Source organism: Kosakonia sp. ML.JS2a, from assembly GCF_025642095.1.
Taxonomy (GTDB): domain Bacteria; phylum Pseudomonadota; class Gammaproteobacteria; order Enterobacterales; family Enterobacteriaceae.
The window spans coordinates 774,159-794,404 of sequence record NZ_CP106754.1; the positions used below are offsets into that span (position 1 = coordinate 774,159).

General features: G+C 55.0%; 22 protein-coding genes. 16 read left to right on the plus strand and 6 right to left on the minus strand.

Annotated features, from left to right (window positions below; translation table 11 throughout):
• Genes hybA through hybG form a run of 7 tightly spaced genes read left to right on the plus strand, consistent with a single transcriptional unit; the run spans position 1 to position 5,400 of the window.
• Positions 1 to 984, plus strand: a complete 984-nt coding sequence (gene hybA / locus N7922_RS03720; protein WP_263099301.1) for a hydrogenase 2 operon protein HybA — start codon at positions 1 to 3, stop codon at positions 982 to 984.
• Positions 974 to 2,146 carry a Ni/Fe-hydrogenase cytochrome b subunit gene (hybB, locus tag N7922_RS03725; protein ID WP_263099302.1) on the plus strand — a complete coding sequence of 391 codons (1,173 nt, stop codon included), beginning with the start codon at positions 974 to 976 and terminating at the stop codon, positions 2,144 to 2,146. The genes hybA and hybB overlap by 11 nt, the downstream gene beginning before the upstream one ends.
• Entirely contained in the window at positions 2,143 to 3,846 is a 1,704-nt protein-coding gene (hybC, locus tag N7922_RS03730; protein WP_263099303.1) for a hydrogenase 2 large subunit, read from the plus strand. Before hybB ends, hybC begins: the two co-directional genes overlap by 4 nt.
• Positions 3,846 to 4,343: a HyaD/HybD family hydrogenase maturation endopeptidase gene (locus N7922_RS03735; RefSeq protein ID WP_263099304.1), complete on the plus strand. Its 498-nt coding sequence runs from the start codon at positions 3,846 to 3,848 to the stop codon at positions 4,341 to 4,343. Before hybC ends, N7922_RS03735 begins: the two co-directional genes overlap by 1 nt.
• Positions 4,333 to 4,809, plus strand: coding sequence for a hydrogenase-2 assembly chaperone (gene hybE / locus N7922_RS03740; RefSeq protein ID WP_263099305.1), 477 nt, complete (start codon positions 4,333 to 4,335; stop codon positions 4,807 to 4,809). The genes N7922_RS03735 and hybE overlap by 11 nt, the downstream gene beginning before the upstream one ends.
• On the plus strand, positions 4,802 to 5,140 hold the full coding sequence (gene hypA / locus N7922_RS03745; RefSeq protein ID WP_061493162.1) for a hydrogenase maturation nickel metallochaperone HypA: 339 nt from the start codon (positions 4,802 to 4,804) through the stop codon (positions 5,138 to 5,140). Before hybE ends, hypA begins: the two co-directional genes overlap by 8 nt.
• Positions 5,141 to 5,145: 5 nt before the next feature.
• Complete coding sequence (gene hybG / locus N7922_RS03750; RefSeq protein ID WP_263099306.1) at positions 5,146 to 5,400, plus strand: hydrogenase maturation factor HybG; 255 nt, start codon at positions 5,146 to 5,148, stop codon at positions 5,398 to 5,400.
• Here the strand turns inward: hybG and fucR are convergent.
• From fucR to N7922_RS03770, 4 genes are all read right to left on the minus strand, one after another.
• Positions 5,391 to 6,113, minus strand: a complete 723-nt coding sequence (gene fucR, locus N7922_RS03755) for an L-fucose operon activator (protein WP_263099307.1) — start codon at positions 6,111 to 6,113, stop codon at positions 5,391 to 5,393. The genes hybG and fucR overlap by 10 nt on opposite strands.
• Before the next feature lie 3 nt (positions 6,114 to 6,116).
• On the minus strand, positions 6,117 to 7,097 hold the full coding sequence (locus tag N7922_RS03760; protein WP_263099308.1) for a sensor domain-containing diguanylate cyclase: 981 nt from the start codon (positions 7,095 to 7,097) through the stop codon (positions 6,117 to 6,119).
• A 131-nt stretch (positions 7,098 to 7,228) separates the two neighbouring features.
• Entirely contained in the window at positions 7,229 to 8,092 is an 864-nt protein-coding gene (yghU, locus tag N7922_RS03765; protein WP_263099309.1) for a glutathione-dependent disulfide-bond oxidoreductase, read from the minus strand.
• 69 nt (positions 8,093 to 8,161) lie between these two features.
• Positions 8,162 to 8,719 (minus strand): DsbA family protein, encoded by a 558-nt coding sequence (locus N7922_RS03770; RefSeq protein ID WP_263099310.1) that lies wholly within the window; start codon positions 8,717 to 8,719, stop codon positions 8,162 to 8,164.
• A gap of 186 nt (positions 8,720 to 8,905) precedes the next feature.
• Here N7922_RS03770 and N7922_RS03775 point away from each other — a divergent pair, with 186 nt between their 5' ends.
• A complete protein-coding gene (locus N7922_RS03775) occupies positions 8,906 to 10,348 on the plus strand; it encodes a GGDEF domain-containing protein (protein WP_263099311.1) in 1,443 nt (480 codons plus the stop codon).
• Positions 10,349 to 10,644: 296 nt separating this feature from the next.
• On the plus strand, positions 10,645 to 11,157 hold the full coding sequence (locus N7922_RS03780; protein ID WP_263099312.1) for a hypothetical protein: 513 nt from the start codon (positions 10,645 to 10,647) through the stop codon (positions 11,155 to 11,157).
• A gap of 420 nt (positions 11,158 to 11,577) precedes the next feature.
• Here N7922_RS03780 and N7922_RS03785 read toward each other — a convergent pair whose 3' ends face one another.
• On the minus strand, positions 11,578 to 11,946 hold the full coding sequence (locus tag N7922_RS03785; RefSeq protein WP_263099313.1) for a hypothetical protein: 369 nt from the start codon (positions 11,944 to 11,946) through the stop codon (positions 11,578 to 11,580).
• 199 nt (positions 11,947 to 12,145) lie between these two features.
• Here N7922_RS03785 and N7922_RS03790 point away from each other — a divergent pair, with 199 nt between their 5' ends.
• The 5 genes from N7922_RS03790 to N7922_RS03810 all read left to right on the plus strand — a co-directional run bounded on the left by N7922_RS03790 (position 12,146) and on the right by N7922_RS03810 (position 18,724).
• The gene (locus tag N7922_RS03790) at positions 12,146 to 13,162 is read left to right on the plus strand and encodes an iron ABC transporter substrate-binding protein (protein ID WP_263100827.1); all 1,017 of its coding nucleotides are present in this window, start codon (positions 12,146 to 12,148) and stop codon (positions 13,160 to 13,162) included.
• Positions 13,163 to 13,187: 25 nt separating this feature from the next.
• Positions 13,188 to 14,762 (plus strand): ABC transporter permease, encoded by a 1,575-nt coding sequence (locus N7922_RS03795; protein ID WP_263099314.1) that lies wholly within the window; start codon positions 13,188 to 13,190, stop codon positions 14,760 to 14,762.
• A 1-nt stretch (position 14,763) separates the two neighbouring features.
• Positions 14,764 to 15,798, plus strand: coding sequence for an ABC transporter ATP-binding protein (locus N7922_RS03800; protein WP_263099315.1), 1,035 nt, complete (start codon positions 14,764 to 14,766; stop codon positions 15,796 to 15,798).
• A gap of 255 nt (positions 15,799 to 16,053) precedes the next feature.
• Positions 16,054 to 17,637 (plus strand): GDSL-type esterase/lipase family protein, encoded by a 1,584-nt coding sequence (locus N7922_RS03805; protein ID WP_263099316.1) that lies wholly within the window; start codon positions 16,054 to 16,056, stop codon positions 17,635 to 17,637.
• Between the two features lie 10 nt (positions 17,638 to 17,647).
• Complete coding sequence (locus N7922_RS03810) at positions 17,648 to 18,724, plus strand: pectinesterase family protein (RefSeq protein ID WP_263099317.1); 1,077 nt, start codon at positions 17,648 to 17,650, stop codon at positions 18,722 to 18,724.
• Positions 18,725 to 18,763: 39 nt separating this feature from the next.
• Here N7922_RS03810 and N7922_RS03815 read toward each other — a convergent pair whose 3' ends face one another.
• The gene (locus tag N7922_RS03815) at positions 18,764 to 19,351 is read right to left on the minus strand and encodes a flavin reductase family protein (protein ID WP_263099318.1); all 588 of its coding nucleotides are present in this window, start codon (positions 19,349 to 19,351) and stop codon (positions 18,764 to 18,766) included.
• Positions 19,352 to 19,562: 211 nt separating this feature from the next.
• Between N7922_RS03815 and N7922_RS03820 the strand changes: the two genes are divergently transcribed.
• Positions 19,563 to 19,895 (plus strand): DUF1971 domain-containing protein, encoded by a 333-nt coding sequence (locus N7922_RS03820; protein WP_263099319.1) that lies wholly within the window; start codon positions 19,563 to 19,565, stop codon positions 19,893 to 19,895.
• Positions 19,896 to 19,905: 10 nt separating this feature from the next.
• A complete protein-coding gene (locus N7922_RS03825; RefSeq protein WP_263099320.1) occupies positions 19,906 to 20,244 on the plus strand; it encodes a DUF1869 domain-containing protein in 339 nt (112 codons plus the stop codon).
• Positions 20,245 to 20,246 lie beyond the last annotated feature (2 nt).

Below are 20,246 nucleotides of genomic sequence, written 5' to 3' on the forward strand. Positions count from 1 at the left end.
GTGAACAGACGTAATTTTCTTAAAGTGGCGTCCGGCGGGGCGTTGCTGGCGGCAGGCTCGTCGACGAGTTTTGCCGCCGCAGAGAACCGCCCGCCGATCCCCGGCGCGCTGGGTATGCTGTACGACTCCACGCTCTGTGTAGGGTGCCAGGCTTGCGTGACCCGTTGCCAGGACATCAATACCCCGCAACGTAATCCGCAGGGTGAACAAACCTGGTCCAATAACGACAAACTTTCGCCGTACACCAATAACATCATTCAGGTCTGGCATAGCGGCAGCGGGGTGAACAAAGATCACCTTGATGACGGTTACGCCTATATCAAAAAACAGTGCATGCACTGCGTGGACGCCAACTGTGTCTCCGTTTGCCCGGTTCAGGCGCTGAAAAAAGACAGCAAAACCGGCATTGTCCATTATGACGCCAGCGTCTGTACCGGCTGCCGTTACTGCATGGTCGCCTGTCCCTTCGATGTGCCGAAATACGATTACAACAACCCGTTCGGTGAACTGCATAAATGCCAGCTTTGTAACCAGAAAGGCGTTGAGCGTCTGGATAAAGGCGGATTGCCAGGCTGCGTGGAAGTCTGTCCTGCCGGCGCGGTGATTTTCGGTACGCGCGAAGATCTGCTGGCGGAAGCCAAAAAACGCCTCTCGCTAAAACCCGGAACCGAGTATCACTATCCCCGGCAAATGCTCACCTCTGCTGACACCTATCAACACACTGTCGCCAGCTACTACCCGCACCTGTACGGTGAAAAAGAGGGTGGCGGCACGCAGGTGCTGGTACTGACCGGCGTGCCTTACGAGGTGCTGGGTTTACCGGAGCTGGATGATCTGGCAACCGGCGCCCGTTCTGAACATGTTCAGCATACCGTGTACAAAGGCATGATGTTGCCGCTGGCTGTGCTGGTGGGGCTGACGGCGCTGGTGCGTCGCCATACGAAGAATGAGCACCATGAAGGAGGCGACGATCATGAGTCATGATCCGCAACCGTTGGGCGGCAAGCTGTTCAGCAAGCCAATACGGCTTTTTGCCCCGCTGATCGTGCTGTGTGGGATCTTTATCCTCAAGCGTCTGATCTTCGGCCTGGGATCGGTCTCGGATCTTAACGGTGGTTATCCGTGGGGGATCTGGATCGCTTTCGACTTGCTGATCGGCACCGGTTTCGCTTGCGGCGGCTGGGCGCTGGCCTGGGCGGTATATGCCTTTAACCGTGGCGACTACCATCCGCTGGTGCGCCCGGCATTACTGGCCAGTCTGTTCGGTTATTCGCTGGGCGGTTTGTCTATCACCATTGACGTCGGGCGTTACTGGAATCTGCCCTATTTTTACATTCCGGGGCACTTCAACGTGAACTCTGTCCTGTTTGAAACCGCAGTCTGTATGACGATTTACATCGGTGTGATGGCGCTGGAGTTCGCGCCCGCGCTGCTGGAGCGGTTGGGCTGGAAAGTGTCGCTGCGACGGCTGAATAAGGTGATGTTTTTTATTATCGCCCTTGGCGCGCTGCTGCCCACCATGCACCAGTCTTCGATGGGCTCTTTGATGATCGCGGCCGGGTACAAGGTCTATCCGCTGTGGCAAAGCTACGAAATGCTGCCGCTGTTCTCCTTGCTGACCGCATTTATCATGGGCTTTTCGATTGTCATCTTTGAAGGTTCGCTGTTGCAGGCCAGCCTGCGCGGTAACGGGCCGGATGAAAAGCGGCTGTTTACCAGGTTAACCGGGACGTTAAGCGTTCTACTGGCGCTGTTTTTGCTGCTGCGCGTAGGGGAAATCACCTGGCGCGACAAGTGGAGCTACGCCTTTGCAGGGGATTTTTACAGCCTGATGTTCTGGCTGGAAATCGCGCTGCTGCTGTTTCCGCTGTTGGTGCTGCGCTCGGCGCGCCTGCGCACCGATTCCCGTGTTCTGTTTATCGGCGCGTTAAGCATGCTGTTGGGATGCGCTCTGTGGCGACTCTCCTATTCGCTGTTAGCGTTTAACCCCGGCAACGGCTATCACTACTTCCCGGCCTGGGAAGAGATATTGATTTCTATCGGTTTTGTGGCAATTGAAGTCTGTGCGTACATCTTACTCATACGTCTGTTGCCGATTATTCCTCCGTTACAACGACAAGAACGTCATGAGGCGAGTGAAGCATGAGTCAACGAATTACCATCGATCCGGTGACCCGTATTGAGGGTCATTTACGCATTGACTGCGAAATTGAAAACGGTGTTGTATCCAAAGCCTGGGCATCAGGCACGATGTGGCGCGGTATGGAAGAGATTGTGAAGAACCGCGACCCGCGGGATGCGTGGATCATTATGCAGCGCATCTGCGGTGTCTGTACGACGATTCACGCTATTGCCTCTGTCCGTGCCGTGGAAAGCGCACTGGAGATGAAAGTCCCGGTCAACGCCCAGTATATTCGCAACATTATTCTGGCCGCGCACACCATCCACGATCATATTGTGCACTTCTACCAGCTCTCGGCGCTGGACTGGGTTGATATCACGTCCGCGCTTAATGCTGATCCGGCAAAAGCGGCGAACCTGCTGAAAGGGCTCTCTGACTGGCCGCTGAACAGCGAAAACACCTTTAAAGAGGTGCAGGACAAAATCAAAGCGCTGGTTGCCAGTGGTCAGTTGGGGATTTTCGCCAACGGTTACTGGGGACACCCGGCAATGAAGCTGCCGCCGGAAGTGAACCTGATCGCCGTCGCCCACTATTTACAGGCGCTGGAGTGTCAGCGTGATGCCAACCGCATCGTCGCCTTGCTGGGCGGGAAATCGCCGCATATCCAGAACATGGCGGTGGGCGGTGTTGCCAACCCGATCAATCTTGACGGCATCGAAGTGTTGAACCTGGAACGGCTGATGTACCTCAAGTCGTTTATCGACAAGCTGCAGGGCTTTATCGAACAGGTTTACAAGGTCGATACCGCCGTGATTGCGGCGTTCTATCCGGAGTGGCTGGAGCGCGGTAAAGGCAGCGTCAATTACCTGAGCACGCCGGAGTTTCCGACCGACGGTGAAAATGGCAGCTTCCTGTTCCCTGGTGGTTACATCGAAAACGCCGATCTCAGCACCTATCGGTCCATCACCGCATACAACGATCCGTTTATGGTGAAAGGCATTCAGGAGGGCGCGAAACACGCCTGGTATAAAGACGAAGCGCCGCAAGAGCCGTGGCAAGGGACAACGGTGCCAAACTACACCGGCTGGCAGGAAGACGGGAAATATTCGTGGGTCAAATCACCGACGTTCTACGGCAAAACCGTGGAAGTGGGGCCGCTGGCCAATATGCTCTGTAAACTGGCGGCGAAGCGCGAATCCACGACCAGCAAACTCAATGAAATTGTGGCGATTTACCACAAACTCACCGGTAAAACGCTGGGCGTTGAGCAACTGCACTCCACGCTGGGCCGCATTATTGGTCGCACCGTGCATGCCTGCGAACTGCATCAGGTTGCCAGCCAGCAGTATCAGGCGCTGGTCGACAACATCGGCAAAGGCGACATGACCACCTTTGTGAAGCCGGACATTCCCGCCAGTGGCGAGTTTAAAGGCGTAGGCTTCCTCGAAGCGCCGCGCGGCATGCTCTCACACTGGATCGTGATTAAAGACGGCACCATCAGCAACTACCAGGCCGTCGTGCCATCGACGTGGAACGCCGGGCCGCGCAACGTGAACGACGAAGCCGGTCCCTACGAGCAGTCGCTGGTGGGCACGCCGATTGCCGATCCGCAAAAACCGCTGGAAGTGGTGCGCACCATTCACTCTTTCGACCCTTGTATGTCCTGCGCCGTACACGTGCTGGACGCAGACGGTAACGATGTGGTGTCGGTGAAGGTGCTGTAATGTCGATTTTAGTGTTGGGGGTGGGCAATATTTTACTCACCGATGAGGCAATCGGCGTACGGGTGGTGGAAGCGCTGGAACAGCGTTTCCACCTGCCGGAACAGGTCGAAGTGCTGGATGGCGGCACCGCCGGCATGGAGTTGCTGAGCGCGATGGCGAGCCGCGATCATCTGATCATTGCTGACGCCATCGTCACGCGTAAAAGCGAGCCAGGCAGCGTCATCTGCCTGCGCGACGATGAAGTGCCCACGCTGTTCAGCAACAAAATTTCTCCGCACCAACTGGGGTTGTCTGACGTGCTGTCCGCGCTGCGCTTTACCGGGGAATTCCCGGCGAAGCTGACGTTGGTCGGCGTTATTCCGGCCTCGCTGGAGCCGCATATTGGTTTGACGCCGATCGTGGCGGCAAGTATCGATACGGCTTTACAGGCGGTGCTGGATGCGCTGGCGGAATCCGGCGTGGTGCTGACGCCAAGGGAGGTTCAGCATGCAGGATGAGTTAACCGGTTTTGACGCCTCGCCGCACGGCGAGGTGCAGGCTGCTTTTGCTGCAGTGGCCGCAGGCGAGATGCACGATTTACCGTTTGTACATCCGCACATGCCGATCTCGGTGACGCCCTTCACGCTGTTTGAAGGGCAGTGGATAGGTTGTGTGATAACGCCGTGGATGCTGAGTTTGCTGATTTTTCCCGGCCCGCAGCAGTGCTGGGTGCGGCGTAACGTCGGCGAGCGCATTGGGCTGCGATTACCCTACGGTGAGATGACCTTTACCGTTGGTGAAATGCCCGCCCTTGCGCAGTATCTGAGCTGTTCGTTAATGTCGCCATTAGCGCGGGAGTTACGTGCAGAACAGGGGGCGTCGCTGGCGCATGATTGCCTGAAAATGGCGCTCTCCCTGCCGGTGAGCGAGTCGGTGAGTCGTCGTGCGTTGCTCACCCGGCTGAAGGACGCCCGGCATGCATGAGTTATCGCTATGCCAGAACGCGGTGGAGATCATCGAACAGCAGGCCAGGCAAAACGGCGCCAGCAAGGTGACCGGCGTGTGGCTGGAAGTGGGCGCGCTGGCCTGTGTGGAGGAGAGTGCGCTGCGTTTCGGCTTTGATATCGCCTGTCGCGATACCCTTGCCGAAGGGTGCGCGTTGCATATCCTCCATAAACCCGCGCAGGCATGGTGCTGGAATTGCAGCCAGTCGGTGGAAATTACCCGCCATGATGAGTGTCCGCTCTGTCACTGCCCAACGCTGCATATTGAGCACAGCGAGGGTGTACAGATCAAAAGTATTGAAGTGGAGTAAGCAAGATGTGTATAGGCGTACCGGGCCAGGTGGTGGCCGTGGGCGACGATTTTCATCAACTGGCGCAGGTGGACGTGTGCGGCGTGCGGCGCGGGGTCAATATCGCCCTGGTGTGCGAAGATGATCCGCGTGCGTTACTCGGGCAATGGGTACTGGTGCACGTGGGGTTTGCCATGAGCCTGATTGATGAAAACGAAGCGCAGGAGACGCTAGCGGCGCTGCGCAATATGGAGCTGGAGGATTTTGCTCCTCAGCGGTGAGGCGTGTCGGTTTTTACATCGGTGATCATTTGCGTCACCAGTGACAGGTTGCCGATTTTTACTTCGCTGGCGCGGTAGAATTTGCTCTTATCGATAAGCAGCAGCGATTGCTGCGCCCGCCGCAACAACTGCGCTTTAAACACGGCGTTATGGCGGGTGGAGTCCCACATCTCGCCCGCCGCATCCACCCCCTCGCAGGAGAAGATAAACAGATCGATCTCCAGCGATTTCAACAGGCCAGGCAGCGCCGGATTGACATAACAACGCTCGGCGCGATCCAGCCGCCCGCCCGAACAGACCAGCGTGATGTTTTGCCGACGGACGATCTCCTGGCATACCGGCACGCTGTTAGTAAAAACGGTAAGGTCGATATCCGGCAACTGCCGCGCAAGGTGAAAACAGGTGGAGCTGGCATCCAGCGCCAGCGTCATCCCCTCATCAATCCAGTTCAGCGCATGGCGGGCGATATCGGCTTTATCCGCATAATGGCTTTTCAACCGGTTGCGAAACGGCTCGCTGCTTTCCTGCTGCGGTGAATGCAGCATCCGTGCGCGACCATGGCGGCGCACTATTTTCCCCTGCGTTTGCAGCGCATTCAGATCCCGGCGGATGGTTTCAATACTCACGCCCAATTGTGCAGACAGCGCTGCGGTCGTCAGGGTGTCATACCGGGTGAGGAGTTGCACAATCGTCTGCTGGCGTGCGGTTTTCATCAGCTATGCCCCGGCGCAGGCGGAGAGGGAAATCAGCGTCTGGCCGAGAGCTGCGCCGTTTTTCCCGGTATGTTTGATGTGATACATCGCCCGATCGGCGCGTTTCAGCGCGTTGATGAAATCGTCGTCATCCTGCGCTTCATCAATGCCAATCGATGCCCCAACCGACGCTTCGCCGTTATCCAGTTCGAAGGGCGTCAGCGCCGCGCGCAGGCAAGTATGGGCGGTGCTGTTAATCAGCAGGCTGGTAAGCGGAAACGGTAACAGCAGAACAAACTCATCGCCGCCAAGACGGCCGACAATCGTTCCTTGCGGGCAGGCATTGCGCAGACGCTGGCTCAACTGGATCAGCAGTTCGTCGCCGCTACGGTGACCGAAAGTGTCGTTGACCGCTTTAAAATCATCCAGATCGATAAAGGCCACGCACACGGGGCCGGCAAGCTTCAGCTCATCAAAATGCTGCAACAGCGCGTGGCGATTAGCCAGCCCGGTAAGCGGATCGTGGTTTGCCAGCGCCGAGAGTTGCTCCTCATACTGCTTCTCTTTGGTCATGTCGATGTGCGTGCCGGTCACTTTTAGCGGTGAACCGTTGGCATCCCACTCCGTTACGCGGCCTCTGTCGAGCACCCAGGTGACGGTGCCGTTTTTATGCTGCATGCGGTGCAGGGCTTCATAAAACGGGGTCTTGCCGTGCAAATGATCGTAAAACGCGTCCAGCACGCGCTGGCGATCATCTTCATGCAGGTGCTCACGCCAGACATCAAAATGGGCGCTCAGCTCTTTGGGTTGATAGCCAAGCATCGAACCCCAACGGCGGTTGTAGATGATCAGCTTGCCGCTGGGGACATCAAGCTGCCACAGGCACAGCCCGGTGCCGTCCAGCGCGGCGCTGAGTTTATTGCGCGCGTCGCGCGCTATCCGCACCAGCCGGGCGTTATGCTTTTTCAGATTCTGGATCTGCTGTTTGAGCGCGATGTCGGACATGGGGCCGGCTACAGGTAAATAAAACGCATTCTTACCAGTTATTCAGGCCGTGTAAATATGGTGTGAAAAAAACAGTGGAAGGTAATGAAGGGCGGGAATAAACCGGGCGGAATACCGCCCGGTGCAGAAGATTACGCCTGACGTTTATCTTCCGTGTTGGTGTCGAAGTCGCTGGCGTCGTGGCGCTCATGCAACTGCTCATGCGGCTCGCCGAACGTACGGTTAACGATCCGCCCGCGTTGCACAGCCGGGCGCGCAAGAATCGCTTTCGCCCAGCGTTGCACATGGGTATAGATGCCTGCGTCGAGGAACTCTGCGGCGTTGTAGACATTACCCAGCACCACATTGCCATACCACGGCCAAATCGCCATATCGGCAATGGTGTACTCATCACCGGCGACAAACGGATGGTCAGCCAGTTGCTTATCCAGCACATCCAGTTGGCGCTTGGCTTCCATAGTAAAGCGATTAATCGCGTACTCGATTTTCACCGGTGCATAGTTATAGAAGTGACCGAAACCGCCACCGAGGAACGGCGCAGAGCCCTGCAACCAGAACAGCCAGTTCAGGGTTTCGGTGCGCCCGGCTGGATCGTTGGGCAGGAAATGGCCAAACTTCTCCGCCAGATACAGCAAGATCGCCCCGGATTCAAATACGCGGGTGGGCGGCGTGGTGGAGTGGTCGCGCAGCGCCGGAATCTTCGAGTTCGGGTTCACTTCAACAAAACCGCTGGAGAACTGATCGCCTTCGCCAATGCGAATTAACCAGGCGTCATACTCGGCCGCCGTAACCCCTTTCTCCAGCAGCTCTTCCAGCATGATGGTCACTTTCTGGCCGTTCGGCGTGCCCAGCGAATAGAGTTGCAACGGATGTTTGCCCACCGGCAAGGTTTTCTCATGCGTCGGGCCGGAGATCGGACGGTTAATATTGGCAAATGCACCGCCGCCGGATTTATCCCACGTCCAGACTTTAGGTGGCTGATAGTTGTCTGACATATTGGTCTGCCTTTTGGTTGATCTGTTGAAGCGTTATAGAAACGGGTTGCTCATCAGTGTAGCAGCGTCTCAGGCGAGGATACGCTGCGCCCAGACGCCGATGTCATCGCCGCTGCCGAGATCGGCCTGCACCAGCCCGTTGACCATAAAGGTCGGCGATACGTGAATGCCGTTCTGCCGCGCATATTTGCTGTGCCATTTGATTTCGGTTTGCAATTCCGGCCTGGCGAACGCCGCCGCCAGTTTCACTCCGCTATACTGCTCAATGCGTTCAATAATTTGCTGCGGCGTGGCGTGCATATTCGGGCCGCTACAGTGGTCCGTGAATTCGAACTCTTCACGATGGTCCGCCACCGCTTTCAGCACGCTTCGTGCAGCGGCTTTGCCTTCCGGCAGTGTGGAGGCAGCAAGGATGCAGCGCACAATCACACCAGAGAACATATGCCACGGTTGCGATTGCAGACGGATTTTGACGGTGACCTTCTCTTCGCCCACCTCGTTGAGCAAGGCGTCCAGCTTGTTAAAGGCGCGAACGGAGAAAGGGCAGGTCGGCTCGAGGAACACCTCGAACGTGCGTGGACCGTGGCCCCAGCTAAGCGGATCGGCGTGTAAAGGTTGTTGGCTCATTGTCACTCCTGGATGTGATGTTTTTATCGTGTCTGAGAATATCAGGATGCGATAGACGCGGGGAGTACGCTTTGCGCTGGATGCGGTTAACGCCTCTTGCAGCGCTTTCTTATTGAAATGACTGAGGTATTCGGTTTACTAACGTTAACAGGCAATGATGAAAAGGAACTAAAGAGGGCGGAGATTATGTGTCGTTACCTCGTCAGACTGTGCGTGCTCTTTTTCGCGGTATTTCTCGTCAGTGACTGGGGGTTAAACTTTCGCCCCGGCAACAATGTCTCTCTCTTCTGGCCCGCTAACGTACTGGCCTTCAGCCTGTTTATTCATTTCCGTTTACGTTGCCGTCATGTGGGCTGGCGACTGTTGCACAATGGATTGCTGACGGTTATCAGCTATTGCGCGATGCTGCTGGCGGCTCTCAGTTTTGAGGATGGGTCGGGTATTGAGCAAAAGGTGATCTACTGCGCGTTTAATATCGGCTTTTATCTGCCTGCCTGGCTCTGTTTTATTTACTGTTTCCACAGCCGTTTTTTGCAGCGAAGAAAGTTCACCGGCAATGCTGTTCTGGTGATGACTATCCCGGTGGTGGCGGGCGCGTTCTGCTCGGCGGCGGTGTTCGGGATTTGGCTATGGGCGACAAACAGCGCCGATATCTATCAGCTCATGCGCGGCTGGTTCAGCGAACAACTCAGCACAGGCATCATTTTTGTTTGTTTTTTCATTCAGTTAAAGACTATTTTCCGCACAGTGCGGCGGCAATTACACCGTGGGTGGCAACAGTTACGCCCGCAGGTTTTCGTGATCGCTTTTTTAGTGTTTGTGCTGCTCTGTGTCCTTTTTTCCGGCACCGAGATGGTGGCGTTAATCCTCTTCCCGCTGGCCTGGTTCGCCCTGCGTTACTCCTTTAAAACGACCGTTGTACTCTGCATGCTCACCGGTGTGGCGCTGAATTATCTCTATGCTGTCAGGCTGCTCGAGCCCGGCGCGGGCATCACCCAAGCGGATCTTGATGCCATGCTCAACGCGTTTCGCATCAATCTCTCGATACTGATCATGGCCATACTGATGGTTTCCCGGGTCGTTTCCGCCAACAAAATTCTGCTTAAACGTATTGAGTCCGGCAGCCGCCGCGATGTGCTGTCCGGTGCATTGAACCGCCGCGCTTTTCTGGCGCAGCTTTCCCGGCTCTGTACCGATCGTGAAGGGATGTCCCCCCGCGAGGTGGCCATCCTGTTTCTTGATATCGATAACTTTAAAAAGATCAATGATATTTACGGTCACTCGGCGGGCGATGATGTTATTCGCCATTTTGTTGCCCTGTTGAAAAAGCAGATGCGGCAAAATGACCTGATCTGCCGCTGGGGAGGCGAGGAATTTATTATCGCTGCGCTGGATCTCAACCCGCATGACGCTCTGTTACTCGGCGAGCGGATGCGTGCATGGGTTGCGTTAACGCCGGTTAAAGTGCCTGGCGCCGCGCCGCTGAGCTTTACCACCAGTGTGGGCATCAGCGCCTTTCGGTGCGGGCTGGGTGAAAACATCCATCTGGCGATTAACCGGGCCGATGAGGCGCTGTATGAGGCAAAAAAACAGGGCCGTAACCGCGTGAAAATGTACTCGCCGTCGTGAAAATCATGCTCTGATCGCCTGTAACAATCAGCCATTAACGCCGCGCCTTGCATCGCGATAAATGAATTAATCTGACTTAAATAATATTTTTCATGGAGTATCTGATTTAACTAAAATTAATATGATATATAATGGACGGTTGCTTATTTTAATTTCTTATGTGAATACTATTTCGTCAGCATTATTTGTTATTAATATGTTTTAACCGCCTGTCGATAATCGTTATGAGGATCTTTCTCGACTCATCAGGATGAGTCATTCGTCGCAGATTATCTGGTTAACGAGTAGCGGAGATAATGATGCAGGAGATTCAGGCGATTCAGGCAAGCGCGCACCTTGCCAGCACAAAAGAGACTATCACGCATAAGATTGAAACGGCGAATAGCACCGGCATCAGTACCGGCACCAGTACTGAACATGGCGCTGGCAAGCAGTCGTATCAGGATGACAGCACCAAAGTGACGCTCTCCTCTCGTGCAGAAAACCACAAGTCTTTAAAAGAAGTTCAGGCTGAGCAAGAGGCCCAGGAAAAGAAAAAAGTGGAAAATCATGAGATTGATTATTCCCTGGCGATGTCCGGTATTCCGCAATATGGCGGACGACTGGTCACGATCGTTAAATATCCTGATGGCCGAACGGAAATGATCGATGCGTTTTCCGGGAAAAAAGTCACCCAGCAGGATTTAGAGCAGGCGCAGATGGCGAAAAAAAATAGCCAGCTCGCGCAGCAGCAACTGGAAAGCAAACCTACCGTGGAGACGCTTCCCAATGCAATGCCTGGAGAATCTCAACTGACCGATATGCAATAAATTTCCGGAATAATACATGCTTTATTTTTAAGGGTATTTTCTCTTTTTTGCAGGCAACGGAGTCATTTACTCATCGGTTTGTTTTGCAAGGCGTTTGCGAGAGAAATATATCTTATATGGGTTATTTGAAAATAACGTCGCCATCCTGATATCTGTTTGGCTTAAGTGCGTTAACGATACGGTGAATTTTCAGCGGTTTTTTAGCTGAGGATATTGGCTATCTTTTGCCTGGTTATCTGGCGCAGGGCATAAAATCTGCCTCCCTTTTGCTCAGGGCAGAAAGACTCAGCAACGCCGGGTAATGCAAACCAAAGGTATGCCTGTGCACATGAAGAGGGTTAACGTGGCATCGCTTTCATCCGGATGGGAGCAGGTTTAAGCGTATTTAACGACAAGAGGGGGGAGCGATTGACGCAGGTGTTAACGCTTCGTTTTGTTATGCTTCTCTTTATATTCAGCAATGGCGTCGTTGATACTGTCCGTGGCGATGGAGTCAACCTGCTGGCCTTCAAAAAACACCTCATAATGGCCTGAGACGTATTTAAAGGTGAATACTTTTCCCTGATAACGCACGCGTTTTTCTTTAACCGATAAACCCCTGTTACGCATAGCCACTTTTGCTAATGTATCTATCTTTTTATTTTTCATAATTATTTTACTTACCTGTGCAGGCTGCTTCGCGATGTCTGATATTAAGCTCACTCTGTATGATGTTAATTTGTTATCCTCAAAAAGGAAAGAAGAGGGTGCCAGATAGTGGCTATTGATAATAGATGAAATATTTTTCATTATCTTAAGGTTATCTTAATATTAACAGTGCCTTGCAACTGATAACTGAAAGATTCATTTATTTTTCTCTTTTTACTGATATTAAATTTCAAACTTCTCTGGTGATAATAGTTTTGATTCTCATTTCATTTCCGCTACGATTACACTCCAGCTTCGTCTGTAGACGCTCGCTATTAAACCAATGAAAAAAGGAATGATGATGAAGAATCGCTTTTTGCCTTTCTGTTCGCTTGCACTGGTCATCTCTTCAGTTTTAACCGCCCCCGCTGCATTGGCGGCAAATAACGATGACGGTATTGTTGTTTATAACGCGCAACATGAAAACCTGACCAAAAGCTGGGTTGATGAGTTCACCAAAGAAACCGGTATTAAAGTCACATTGCGCAACGGCGGCGATACCGAGCTGGGTAACCAGTTGGTGCAGGAGGGCAATGTCTCTCCGGCGGATGTGTTTCTGACGGAAAACTCCCCGGCGATGACGCTGGTGGATAATGCGAAGCTGTTCGCCCCGCTGGATGCCGACACGCTGAAGCAGGTGCCTGCTCGTTTCCGTCCTGCGCATGGTCGCTGGATTGGCATCGCCGCGCGTAGCACGGTGTTTGTTTACAACCCGGCCAAAATTAGCAACGCGCAACTCCCGGCATCACTGATGGATCTGGCGAAACCGGAATGGAAAGGGCGCTGGGCGGCTTCCCCGTCAGGCGCGGACTTCCAGGCCATTGTCAGCGCTATGCTGTCGCTGAAAGGTGAAAAAGCCACGCTCGACTGGCTGAAAGCCATGAAAACCAACTTTACGCCGTACAAAGGCAACAGCACGGTGATGAAAGCCGTGAACGCCGGGCAGATCGATGGCGGCGTGATCTATCACTATTACTACTTTGTTGATCAGTCCAAAACCGGCGAAAACAGTAAAAACACCCAGCTTCACTACTTCAAACACCAGGATCCTGGCGCATTTGTCAGCATTTCTGGCGGTGGCGTGCTGGCATCCAGCAAGCACCCGAAACAGGCACAGGCGTTTATCAAATGGATCACCGGCAAAACCGGCCAGGATATGCTGCGCACCAACACCGCATTTGAATATGCTGTAGGTGAGCATGCCGCTTCCAACGAAAAACTGGTGCCGCTGAATCAGTTAGATGCACCTGCTGTTGAGCCGTCCGCCCTGAACAGCCAAAAAGTCACAGAGTTAATGACCGAAGCCGGTCTGCTGTAATTGATTGCATAACCATGAGCGCCTTATGTCCAGTTTAACGCTTCCGGCGGCAACCGCCGCGGCCAGCCAGACCACGCGCCATCGTCCCCCGGTGGTGTTAGTGGTGTTAGCCCTTTTTGTCGCGTTGCTTGCTTTACTTCCCGTGGGGTTTGTTATCGCTGTGGGAATCGATACCGGATGGGAGAGTGTTAAGGCGCTCATTTTTCGCCCCCGCGTGGGCGAACTGGTGAGCAATACCTTTTTGCTGGTCGCGATTGCCGTACCTGCCTGCGTGCTCCTTGGCACGGCGATCGCGTGGTTAACCGAAAGAACCTCGCTGCCAGGCCGACGACTCTGGTCGGTTCTGGCGGTCGCGCCGCTGGCTATTCCTGCGTTTGTGCAAAGCTATGCGTGGGTCAGTGTTGCGCCTGCATTCAATGGGCTTTGGGCGGCGGTGTTTATCTCCGTGCTGGCCTATTTCCCGTTTATCACCATGCCGGTGGCTGCCGTGTTGCGCCGCCTGGATCCGGGGCTGGAAGATGTGGCCGCCTCGCTGGGAACCCCGCCCTGGCTTATCTTTTTCCGCGTAGTGCTGCCCCAGCTTAAACTGGCGCTTTGCGGCGGTGCGCTGCTGGTGGCGTTGCACTTGCTGGCGGAATATGGCCTGTTCGTGATGATCCGTTTCGACACCTTCACCACCGCCATTTACGACCAGTTCCAGTCCACCTTTAGCGGCCCGGCGGCGAATATGCTGGCGGGCGTGCTGGCCATCTGCTGCCTCGGGCTACTGTTACTGGAAAACGCTGCGCGTGGCAACGCGCGCTATGCTCGTGTTGGTGCGGGCGCGGCGCGTAAGCAGCAGCAACATACACTGGGCAGATGGGGCCGTACGTTGGGGCTGTTGGTGTGCCTCTGCGCGGTGATCCTGTCGCTGGGCACGCCGCTTGTCGTGCTTGCCCGTTGGTTATGGTTGGGTGGCGTTGCTTGCTGGGATAATGCCGATCTGTGGCTTTCTCTGCACCAGACGGTTTTTCTGGCGCTCTGCGGCGCGGCGATCACCACCGCTTTTGCGCTCCCGACGGCCTGGCTTAGCGTACGTCATCCGCGTCCTGCATTTCGCCTGCTCGAAGGCTGTAATTACATTGCCAGCTCGTTACCGGGAATTGTTGTCGCCCTGGCGCTGGTGACGGTGACCATCCATTATGCCCGGCCGATTTATCAGACCGAGGTGACGCTGTTTCTTGCCTACGCGCTGATGTTTATGCCCAGAGCGCTGGTGAATCTTCGCGCCGGTATTGCGCAAGCGCCGGTTGAGCTGGAACGTGTGGCGCAAAGCCTGGGTACAACACCCGCCAGAGCACTGATCAGCGTAACGCTACGGCTGGCGGCGCCGGGGGCGGCAGCCGCTGCGGCGCTGGTGTTCCTGGGGGCGAGCAATGAGCTTACCGCGACGTTGCTGCTTTCGCCGCTTGGCACCCGCACACTGGCGACGGGGTTCTGGGCGCTAACCAGCGAGATTGATTATGTTGCAGCGGCGCCTTATGCCGCGCTGATGATCCTGATTTCACTGCCGCTGACCGGCCTGCTGTACAAGCAATCACAAAAACTTTCAGGTCTTTAAGATGTTAGAACTCACGCATATTTCCAAAACATTTGGCGCTGTACGGGTACTGGACGATGTCAGCCTGACTATTCCACCCGGCAGCCGTACGGCGATTGTCGGGCCGTCCGGCTCCGGTAAAACCACGTTGCTGCGCCTGATTGCCGGGTTTGATGCGCCGGACAGCGGCCAGATTATGATGCAGGGAAAGCCGTTATTCGCCGACGGGCAGTTTGTTCCTGCCCATCAGCGCCGCATTGGTTTTGTACCGCAGGAAGGGGCGTTGTTTCCCCATCTTCGCGTGGGAGAAAACATTGCCTGGGGATTGCGTGGTGCGCGCCAGGCGAAGCGCGATCGCGTGGCAGCGTTGATGGCAATGGTCTCGCTGGACGCGAAACTGGCCCGGCGCTGGCCGCATGAGATTTCCGGCGGGCAGCAACAGCGTGTGGCTCTGGCCCGTGCGCTGGCGCAGCAACCAGCGGTGATGCTGCTGGATGAACCTTTTTCGGCACTGGACACCGGCTTGCGGGCGTCGACCCGTAAGGCCACGGCGGAACTGCTGACGCAGGCGGGCGTGGCGTCGATTCTGGTGACGCACGATCAGAAAGAGGCGCTCTCCTTTGCCAGCCAGATTGCGGTTATCCGCCACGGGCGCTTTACTCAGGTGGGATCACCGTTTGAGGTCTATTCGCAACCCACGGATGAAGAAACCGCGCTGTTTTTAGGGGATGCGTTGATCCTCCCCGCGGAGGTCGCTCAGGGTAAGGCGCGTTGCCTGTTAGGTGAGGTGGCGGTCGACAGTGCCGCCGCGAGCGGTGCGAAACGGATCATGTTGCGCCCGGAGCAGATCCGCGTTCTGCCTTGTGACGATCCGCAGGCTGCGCCACAGGCGCAGATTGTCGGGATCGACTTTGCCGGTTACCTCTCTTCGCTGACGCTGCGCTTCGCACAGAGTGGCGAATCCCTCAGTTTGCAAACCGTGACGGATGCCGCCTGGTCGCCAGGTATGCAGGTCAATGTGCAGATCACAGGGTCTGCACGCGTATTTGCCCGCTAATCTGAAGCCCGGCGTTCGCCGGGTTTTTTTCGATTGTGATATTTTTGAATTCGATCTCAAAACTATGTTTCTAGATGTGTAAAACTTCGTTTCTTTTTGTATCTCTATAAAAATAAGCACATTTTGTTGGTCGGACTTCTGGCCGGATCCGCTTAGCGTCATCCGGCATTTTATTGAGCCTCATTTTCCAGGAACAGACACTCAGGATTACGTCGGCGATCTATCGCCGGGATCACCTGTTTCGGGAGAATGACAATGCAATACCTCTTGGGATTAAGCGCGCTGTTATCTTGCCTGCCAGCAATCGCGGGTTCAGCCACGCTGCTTGAAGGCACGGTAATTGCCGATACGCCGCTCAGCGGGGCGACGGTAACCGTCACCGACAGCCGCGGAAAACACCTGACCACCCGCACGCGCAGCGATGGCCGCTATTCACTTCACGTGGAGGGGTTACGCGCCCCCTTAACCTTGTCGGCGGTACAACCGAATGGCACATCATCGTCATGTTTGCGCAGTGATGTTCCCCGCGCCCGTTGCATGGCTTCGCTGCGGCTTACCCTGCAAAAAGATCGCGTAAATACCGCGAATATCACCCCGTTTACCGACCGGCTGGTCTCGGAAGTGGCGGGGGAGTTGGGGTATATCGGCCCGCAACAGTGGGTGGAGCACGGCGATCCCGCCAAACTGAACGCCGGGATACTGGCGACGCCGCTGGCCAGGTTCCGCACGGGAATGGGCGACGCGCTGCGCCAGTCCGGTTTCGATCCTGACACGCTGGATCCGGTGACAACGCCGGTTCATCAGGATGATGGGATGACACGCATCCTGTCGGTGATTCATCACAACCGTAACTACGACAACAACAGCGGCGAGGCCGGTAGTACGGTGCTGACCGACAGCGCGTTTCGCCCGATTGTCGGCCTGCAAAATTCAGGGCCATGGGAGCCGTTTGATCTGCGCAGGGCGCTGGCGGACAGGCAGGCCATCCGTCGGGCGAAAACCCGCATTTTAGTGGTCAGTGATTCCACTGCCGCCACGTACGAGGCGAGCCGCCTGCCGCGAATGGGCTGGGGGCAGGTTTTCCAGCAGCAATTTCGCGCCGACAGCGGTGTCGTGGTGCTCAATGGCGCACGTTCCGGGCGCTCCAGCCGGGATTTTTATAACGAAGGCTGGTATCAGCAGATGGCGCGCGATCTGCGTCCTGGCGATTACGTGTTTATCGCGCACGGGCATAACGATCAGAACTGCGATAGCGACAAAGCCATTCGCGGCGCAGCCGATGTGCAAAACCTCTGCACCTGGCCGAATGATGCCAGCGGCACACCGCAATTCCCGCCCGGAAAACCGGAGACCGCATTCCAGCACTCTCTGGAGCGCTATATCACACTGGCGCGGGCAGCAGGCGCGACGCCGGTCCTGTTTACGCCCACGACCCGCGTAAAAAATCGCGCCGGGAAAACCGCCTTCCAGCAGGGGGCCGGTGATGGGGTGGTGAGCAGCCATTACACCGTCGACAAGCCGGGTTACCGCTATTACGGCAATTACATCGACACCATTAAGCAGACCGCCCGGCGCAACCATGTGCCGCTTATCGACCTGGAGCAACAGACCATCGACTTCGCCAATGCGCACGCGAGCGACTGGATGGATTACTGGCTGGCGGTTGACCCTAACGACCCGCGTTACCCCTGGTATAAAACGCAAACATCGGGCATTCGCAGTAATCCTGATACCACGCATTTCCAGGAAAAAGGCGCGGAAGCCGTCGCATCGATTGTCGCCGGGCAGATCCGTCAGACGCCTGAATTGAGCGCGCTTGTTGACATGTTAAAACACTAAGGAGAGTCTGATGAAAACACTGCACTGTTCCGCGCTGTTATTGGCCTGCATAAGCGTTTCCGTCCAGGCGGCGGAGTGGAACGCCGTTGTCTCTGTGTCACCCAAGGCGGGGGAGTTCGCCACCATTCGCCAGGCGCTGGCGGCCGCGCCGGACAGCGGTACGCCGTGGCGGATTCTGGTGAAAGAGGGGCGCTGGAATGAGCGCCTGGTGATTGAAAAACCGGTCACGCTGGTGGGGGAGTCGAAAACGCAAACCCAGATTGAAGCCAACACACCGGCCGGGGCGTTAGATGACAGCGGGCAGAAGTTGGGTACCGGGCGCACCAGCACCGTCGAGATACGCGCCAGTAACGTGACGATTGAGAATCTGACCATCCGCAATAGCTTCGATTTCCCGGCCAATGCGGCACTGCCGGATGGCGATGCGAAGAAGCTGAAAGATACTCAGGCCGTGGCGTTAATGGTGTCGGAAAATGTCGACAAAGCGCGCTTCCGCCATGTCCGGCTGGAAGGGTATCAGGATACGTTTTACAGCAAGAGCGGCAGCCGAAGCTATTTCACTGATTGTGACGTCAGCGGGCATGTTGATTTTATCTTTGGCCCTGGCATCGCTGTGTTCGATCGCTGCGAGATCATTGCCCGTAACCGTAGCGACATTGCCCCGCCGTATGGCTACATCACCGCTCCGGCCACACAGGCGGATGAGAAGTTTGGTCTGTTTATCATCAACAGCAAGCTGAGCAAAGAGGCGGGCGTACCGGCGAAAAGCTTTGCGCTTGGGCGACCATGGCACCCAACGACGCAATTTAGCGACGGGCGTTACGCCGATCCGAACGCGATCGGTCTGGCGGCCTTTATCAACTGCGACATTGACGATCATATCTACGGTTGGGACAAAATGTCCGGCAAAGACAAAGCGGGGGAGAAGATCTGGTTTTATCCCGAAGATAGCCGCTTTTACGAGTCCGCAAACCGTGGGCCAGGAGCCGGTCAGGGAGGTGAAAAATACCAGCTTAGCGCTGCCGATGCCGCGCAATATTCTCTCGCCACCATCTTCGCCGATTGGGATAAAGGACTGCTGGAGTAAACGCGCCAATGCCCCCGGTTACGGGGGCATTGAGCCGGGTCAGTTACCGTATTTCACATTAAAACCCAGCGCGCTGCCGACGGTGTCGTATTCACGGAAATTGAAAATCAGCGGCTTCCATTTGGCGGAATCCACAATGCCGTTTTCGCCCAACAGATGATCGTCAACCCACAGGTTAACAATATCCAGCTCAGCGAGGATAAAGCGCCCTTTATCGCTGGTGCTCACTAACCGGCATTCGGCCTGAATAGGGCATTCCGCGATGCGCGGCGGTGCGACGTCCACGGATGCTTCGGCGTGCAGTCCGCTTTTACTGAATTTATCGTGGCAAATCTCAACGCCCCATTTGGTCTGCGCTTCCGACAACGTATCCCCGCCGGTCAGTCGGCCAATTTGCTCGACTTTCTCCCATTGGGTGTGGTCGGGAATATTGATCACGGCATCGGAACCTGCCATCAAATTACTCCAGGTTTTACTCCCTTTGCTGATGCCAATAATCAGTTTTTCCCCAAGGGAAATAGAAGATGAAGCGGCGGAAATATTTGTGTTGCCACTGCTATCTTGCGTGGTAACTAAAAATACCGGGAAGCCATAATAAAATGAATTCAATTTTGATTTGTTTTTCATGGTTTCTTTTATGCCTTGTTTAAAGAGTCTAATGACTATTTTTCACCCTCGTTAGCGTGTTTTTCAATAACCCTTTTTGAGTACTGAAAACCCATGAAAATAGCCACTAAAAAAAGTGGTCCACAAATTTCAAAAACAGGCATATGATATGCAACATATGTTTTTTACCTTCCCGGCAGGCGCTGTTTGCTGAGAACCATGAGGATGAAACATGCAACGTATTGCGATACCCGCGAACTATGTTCACACCCGCACCACCCCGTTCTGGACCAACGAGACCGCGCCGGCGTCCATCTGGAAACGCCATCTTGATGCCGGTACCCGGCAGGGCGTTTACCCGCGTCTCAGTGTTCTGCAAGGGGCGATCCGCTATTACGGCTATGCCGATGAAACCAGCCCCGAGCCCGTGGAAACGCTGACCATTAACGCCGGGGAATTTGCTGTGTTCCCGCCGGAGAAATGGCACAACATTGAGGCGTTATCCGACGACACGATATTCAGCGTGGATTTCTATGTTGACCCGAAAATTTTGATTGAAGGCTGAGGTATTCATTATGACCATTGAAAATAAAGGTTATTCTTTAGCGGTATCTAACCGCAGTAACAATGAAACCGAAGAAAAAGTGTATCTGAAACCGATGTCGTTATATGTTCCGGACGTTGCCGTACAGGCCGTAACGGAACTGGTGGGCCGGCTTTCTGATGCAAAAAATAATGCCAGCGAGATTGTTCTGACGGTAACCAATAACAATAACGGTGTATCCGTAGATAAAGATTTTACCGGTATTGATGAATTAAAAGACCCGCTAAACGCAGCCGATTCGGTGAAAGAGTTGATTAATATCGTGCGCGGCTACGAATCCGATGAAGAAACCAACGTCTGCGGTTGGTAATA

Bases quoted from the DNA above. Each gene is read 5' to 3' on its own strand.
- N7922_RS03775 (WP_263099311.1), top strand. From the start codon at position 8,906: ATGTGTCGTTACCTCGTCAGACTGTGCGTGCTCTTTTTCGCGGTATTT.
- hypA (WP_061493162.1), top strand. From the start codon at position 4,802: ATGCATGAGTTATCGCTATGCCAGAACGCGGTGGAGATCATCGAACAG.
- N7922_RS03780 (WP_263099312.1), top strand. From the start codon at position 10,645: ATGATGCAGGAGATTCAGGCGATTCAGGCAAGCGCGCACCTTGCCAGC.
- N7922_RS03795 (WP_263099314.1), top strand. From the start codon at position 13,188: ATGTCCAGTTTAACGCTTCCGGCGGCAACCGCCGCGGCCAGCCAGACC.
- hybG (WP_263099306.1), top strand. From the start codon at position 5,146: ATGTGTATAGGCGTACCGGGCCAGGTGGTGGCCGTGGGCGACGATTTT.
- fucR (WP_263099307.1), bottom strand. From the start codon at position 6,113: ATGAAAACCGCACGCCAGCAGACGATTGTGCAACTCCTCACCCGGTAT.
- N7922_RS03810 (WP_263099317.1), top strand. From the start codon at position 17,648: ATGAAAACACTGCACTGTTCCGCGCTGTTATTGGCCTGCATAAGCGTT.
- N7922_RS03820 (WP_263099319.1), top strand. From the start codon at position 19,563: ATGCAACGTATTGCGATACCCGCGAACTATGTTCACACCCGCACCACC.
- N7922_RS03760 (WP_263099308.1), bottom strand. From the start codon at position 7,097: ATGTCCGACATCGCGCTCAAACAGCAGATCCAGAATCTGAAAAAGCAT.
- N7922_RS03815 (WP_263099318.1), bottom strand. From the start codon at position 19,351: ATGAAAAACAAATCAAAATTGAATTCATTTTATTATGGCTTCCCGGTA.
- N7922_RS03735 (WP_263099304.1), top strand. From the start codon at position 3,846: ATGTCGATTTTAGTGTTGGGGGTGGGCAATATTTTACTCACCGATGAG.
- yghU (WP_263099309.1), bottom strand. From the start codon at position 8,092: ATGTCAGACAACTATCAGCCACCTAAAGTCTGGACGTGGGATAAATCC.
- hybB (WP_263099302.1), top strand. From the start codon at position 974: ATGAGTCATGATCCGCAACCGTTGGGCGGCAAGCTGTTCAGCAAGCCA.
- hybE (WP_263099305.1), top strand. From the start codon at position 4,333: ATGCAGGATGAGTTAACCGGTTTTGACGCCTCGCCGCACGGCGAGGTG.
- N7922_RS03790 (WP_263100827.1), top strand. From the start codon at position 12,146: ATGAAGAATCGCTTTTTGCCTTTCTGTTCGCTTGCACTGGTCATCTCT.
- N7922_RS03770 (WP_263099310.1), bottom strand. From the start codon at position 8,719: ATGAGCCAACAACCTTTACACGCCGATCCGCTTAGCTGGGGCCACGGT.
- hybC (WP_263099303.1), top strand. From the start codon at position 2,143: ATGAGTCAACGAATTACCATCGATCCGGTGACCCGTATTGAGGGTCAT.
- N7922_RS03825 (WP_263099320.1), top strand. From the start codon at position 19,906: ATGACCATTGAAAATAAAGGTTATTCTTTAGCGGTATCTAACCGCAGT.
- N7922_RS03800 (WP_263099315.1), top strand. From the start codon at position 14,764: ATGTTAGAACTCACGCATATTTCCAAAACATTTGGCGCTGTACGGGTA.
- N7922_RS03805 (WP_263099316.1), top strand. From the start codon at position 16,054: ATGCAATACCTCTTGGGATTAAGCGCGCTGTTATCTTGCCTGCCAGCA.
- N7922_RS03785 (WP_263099313.1), bottom strand. From the start codon at position 11,946: ATGAAAAATATTTCATCTATTATCAATAGCCACTATCTGGCACCCTCT.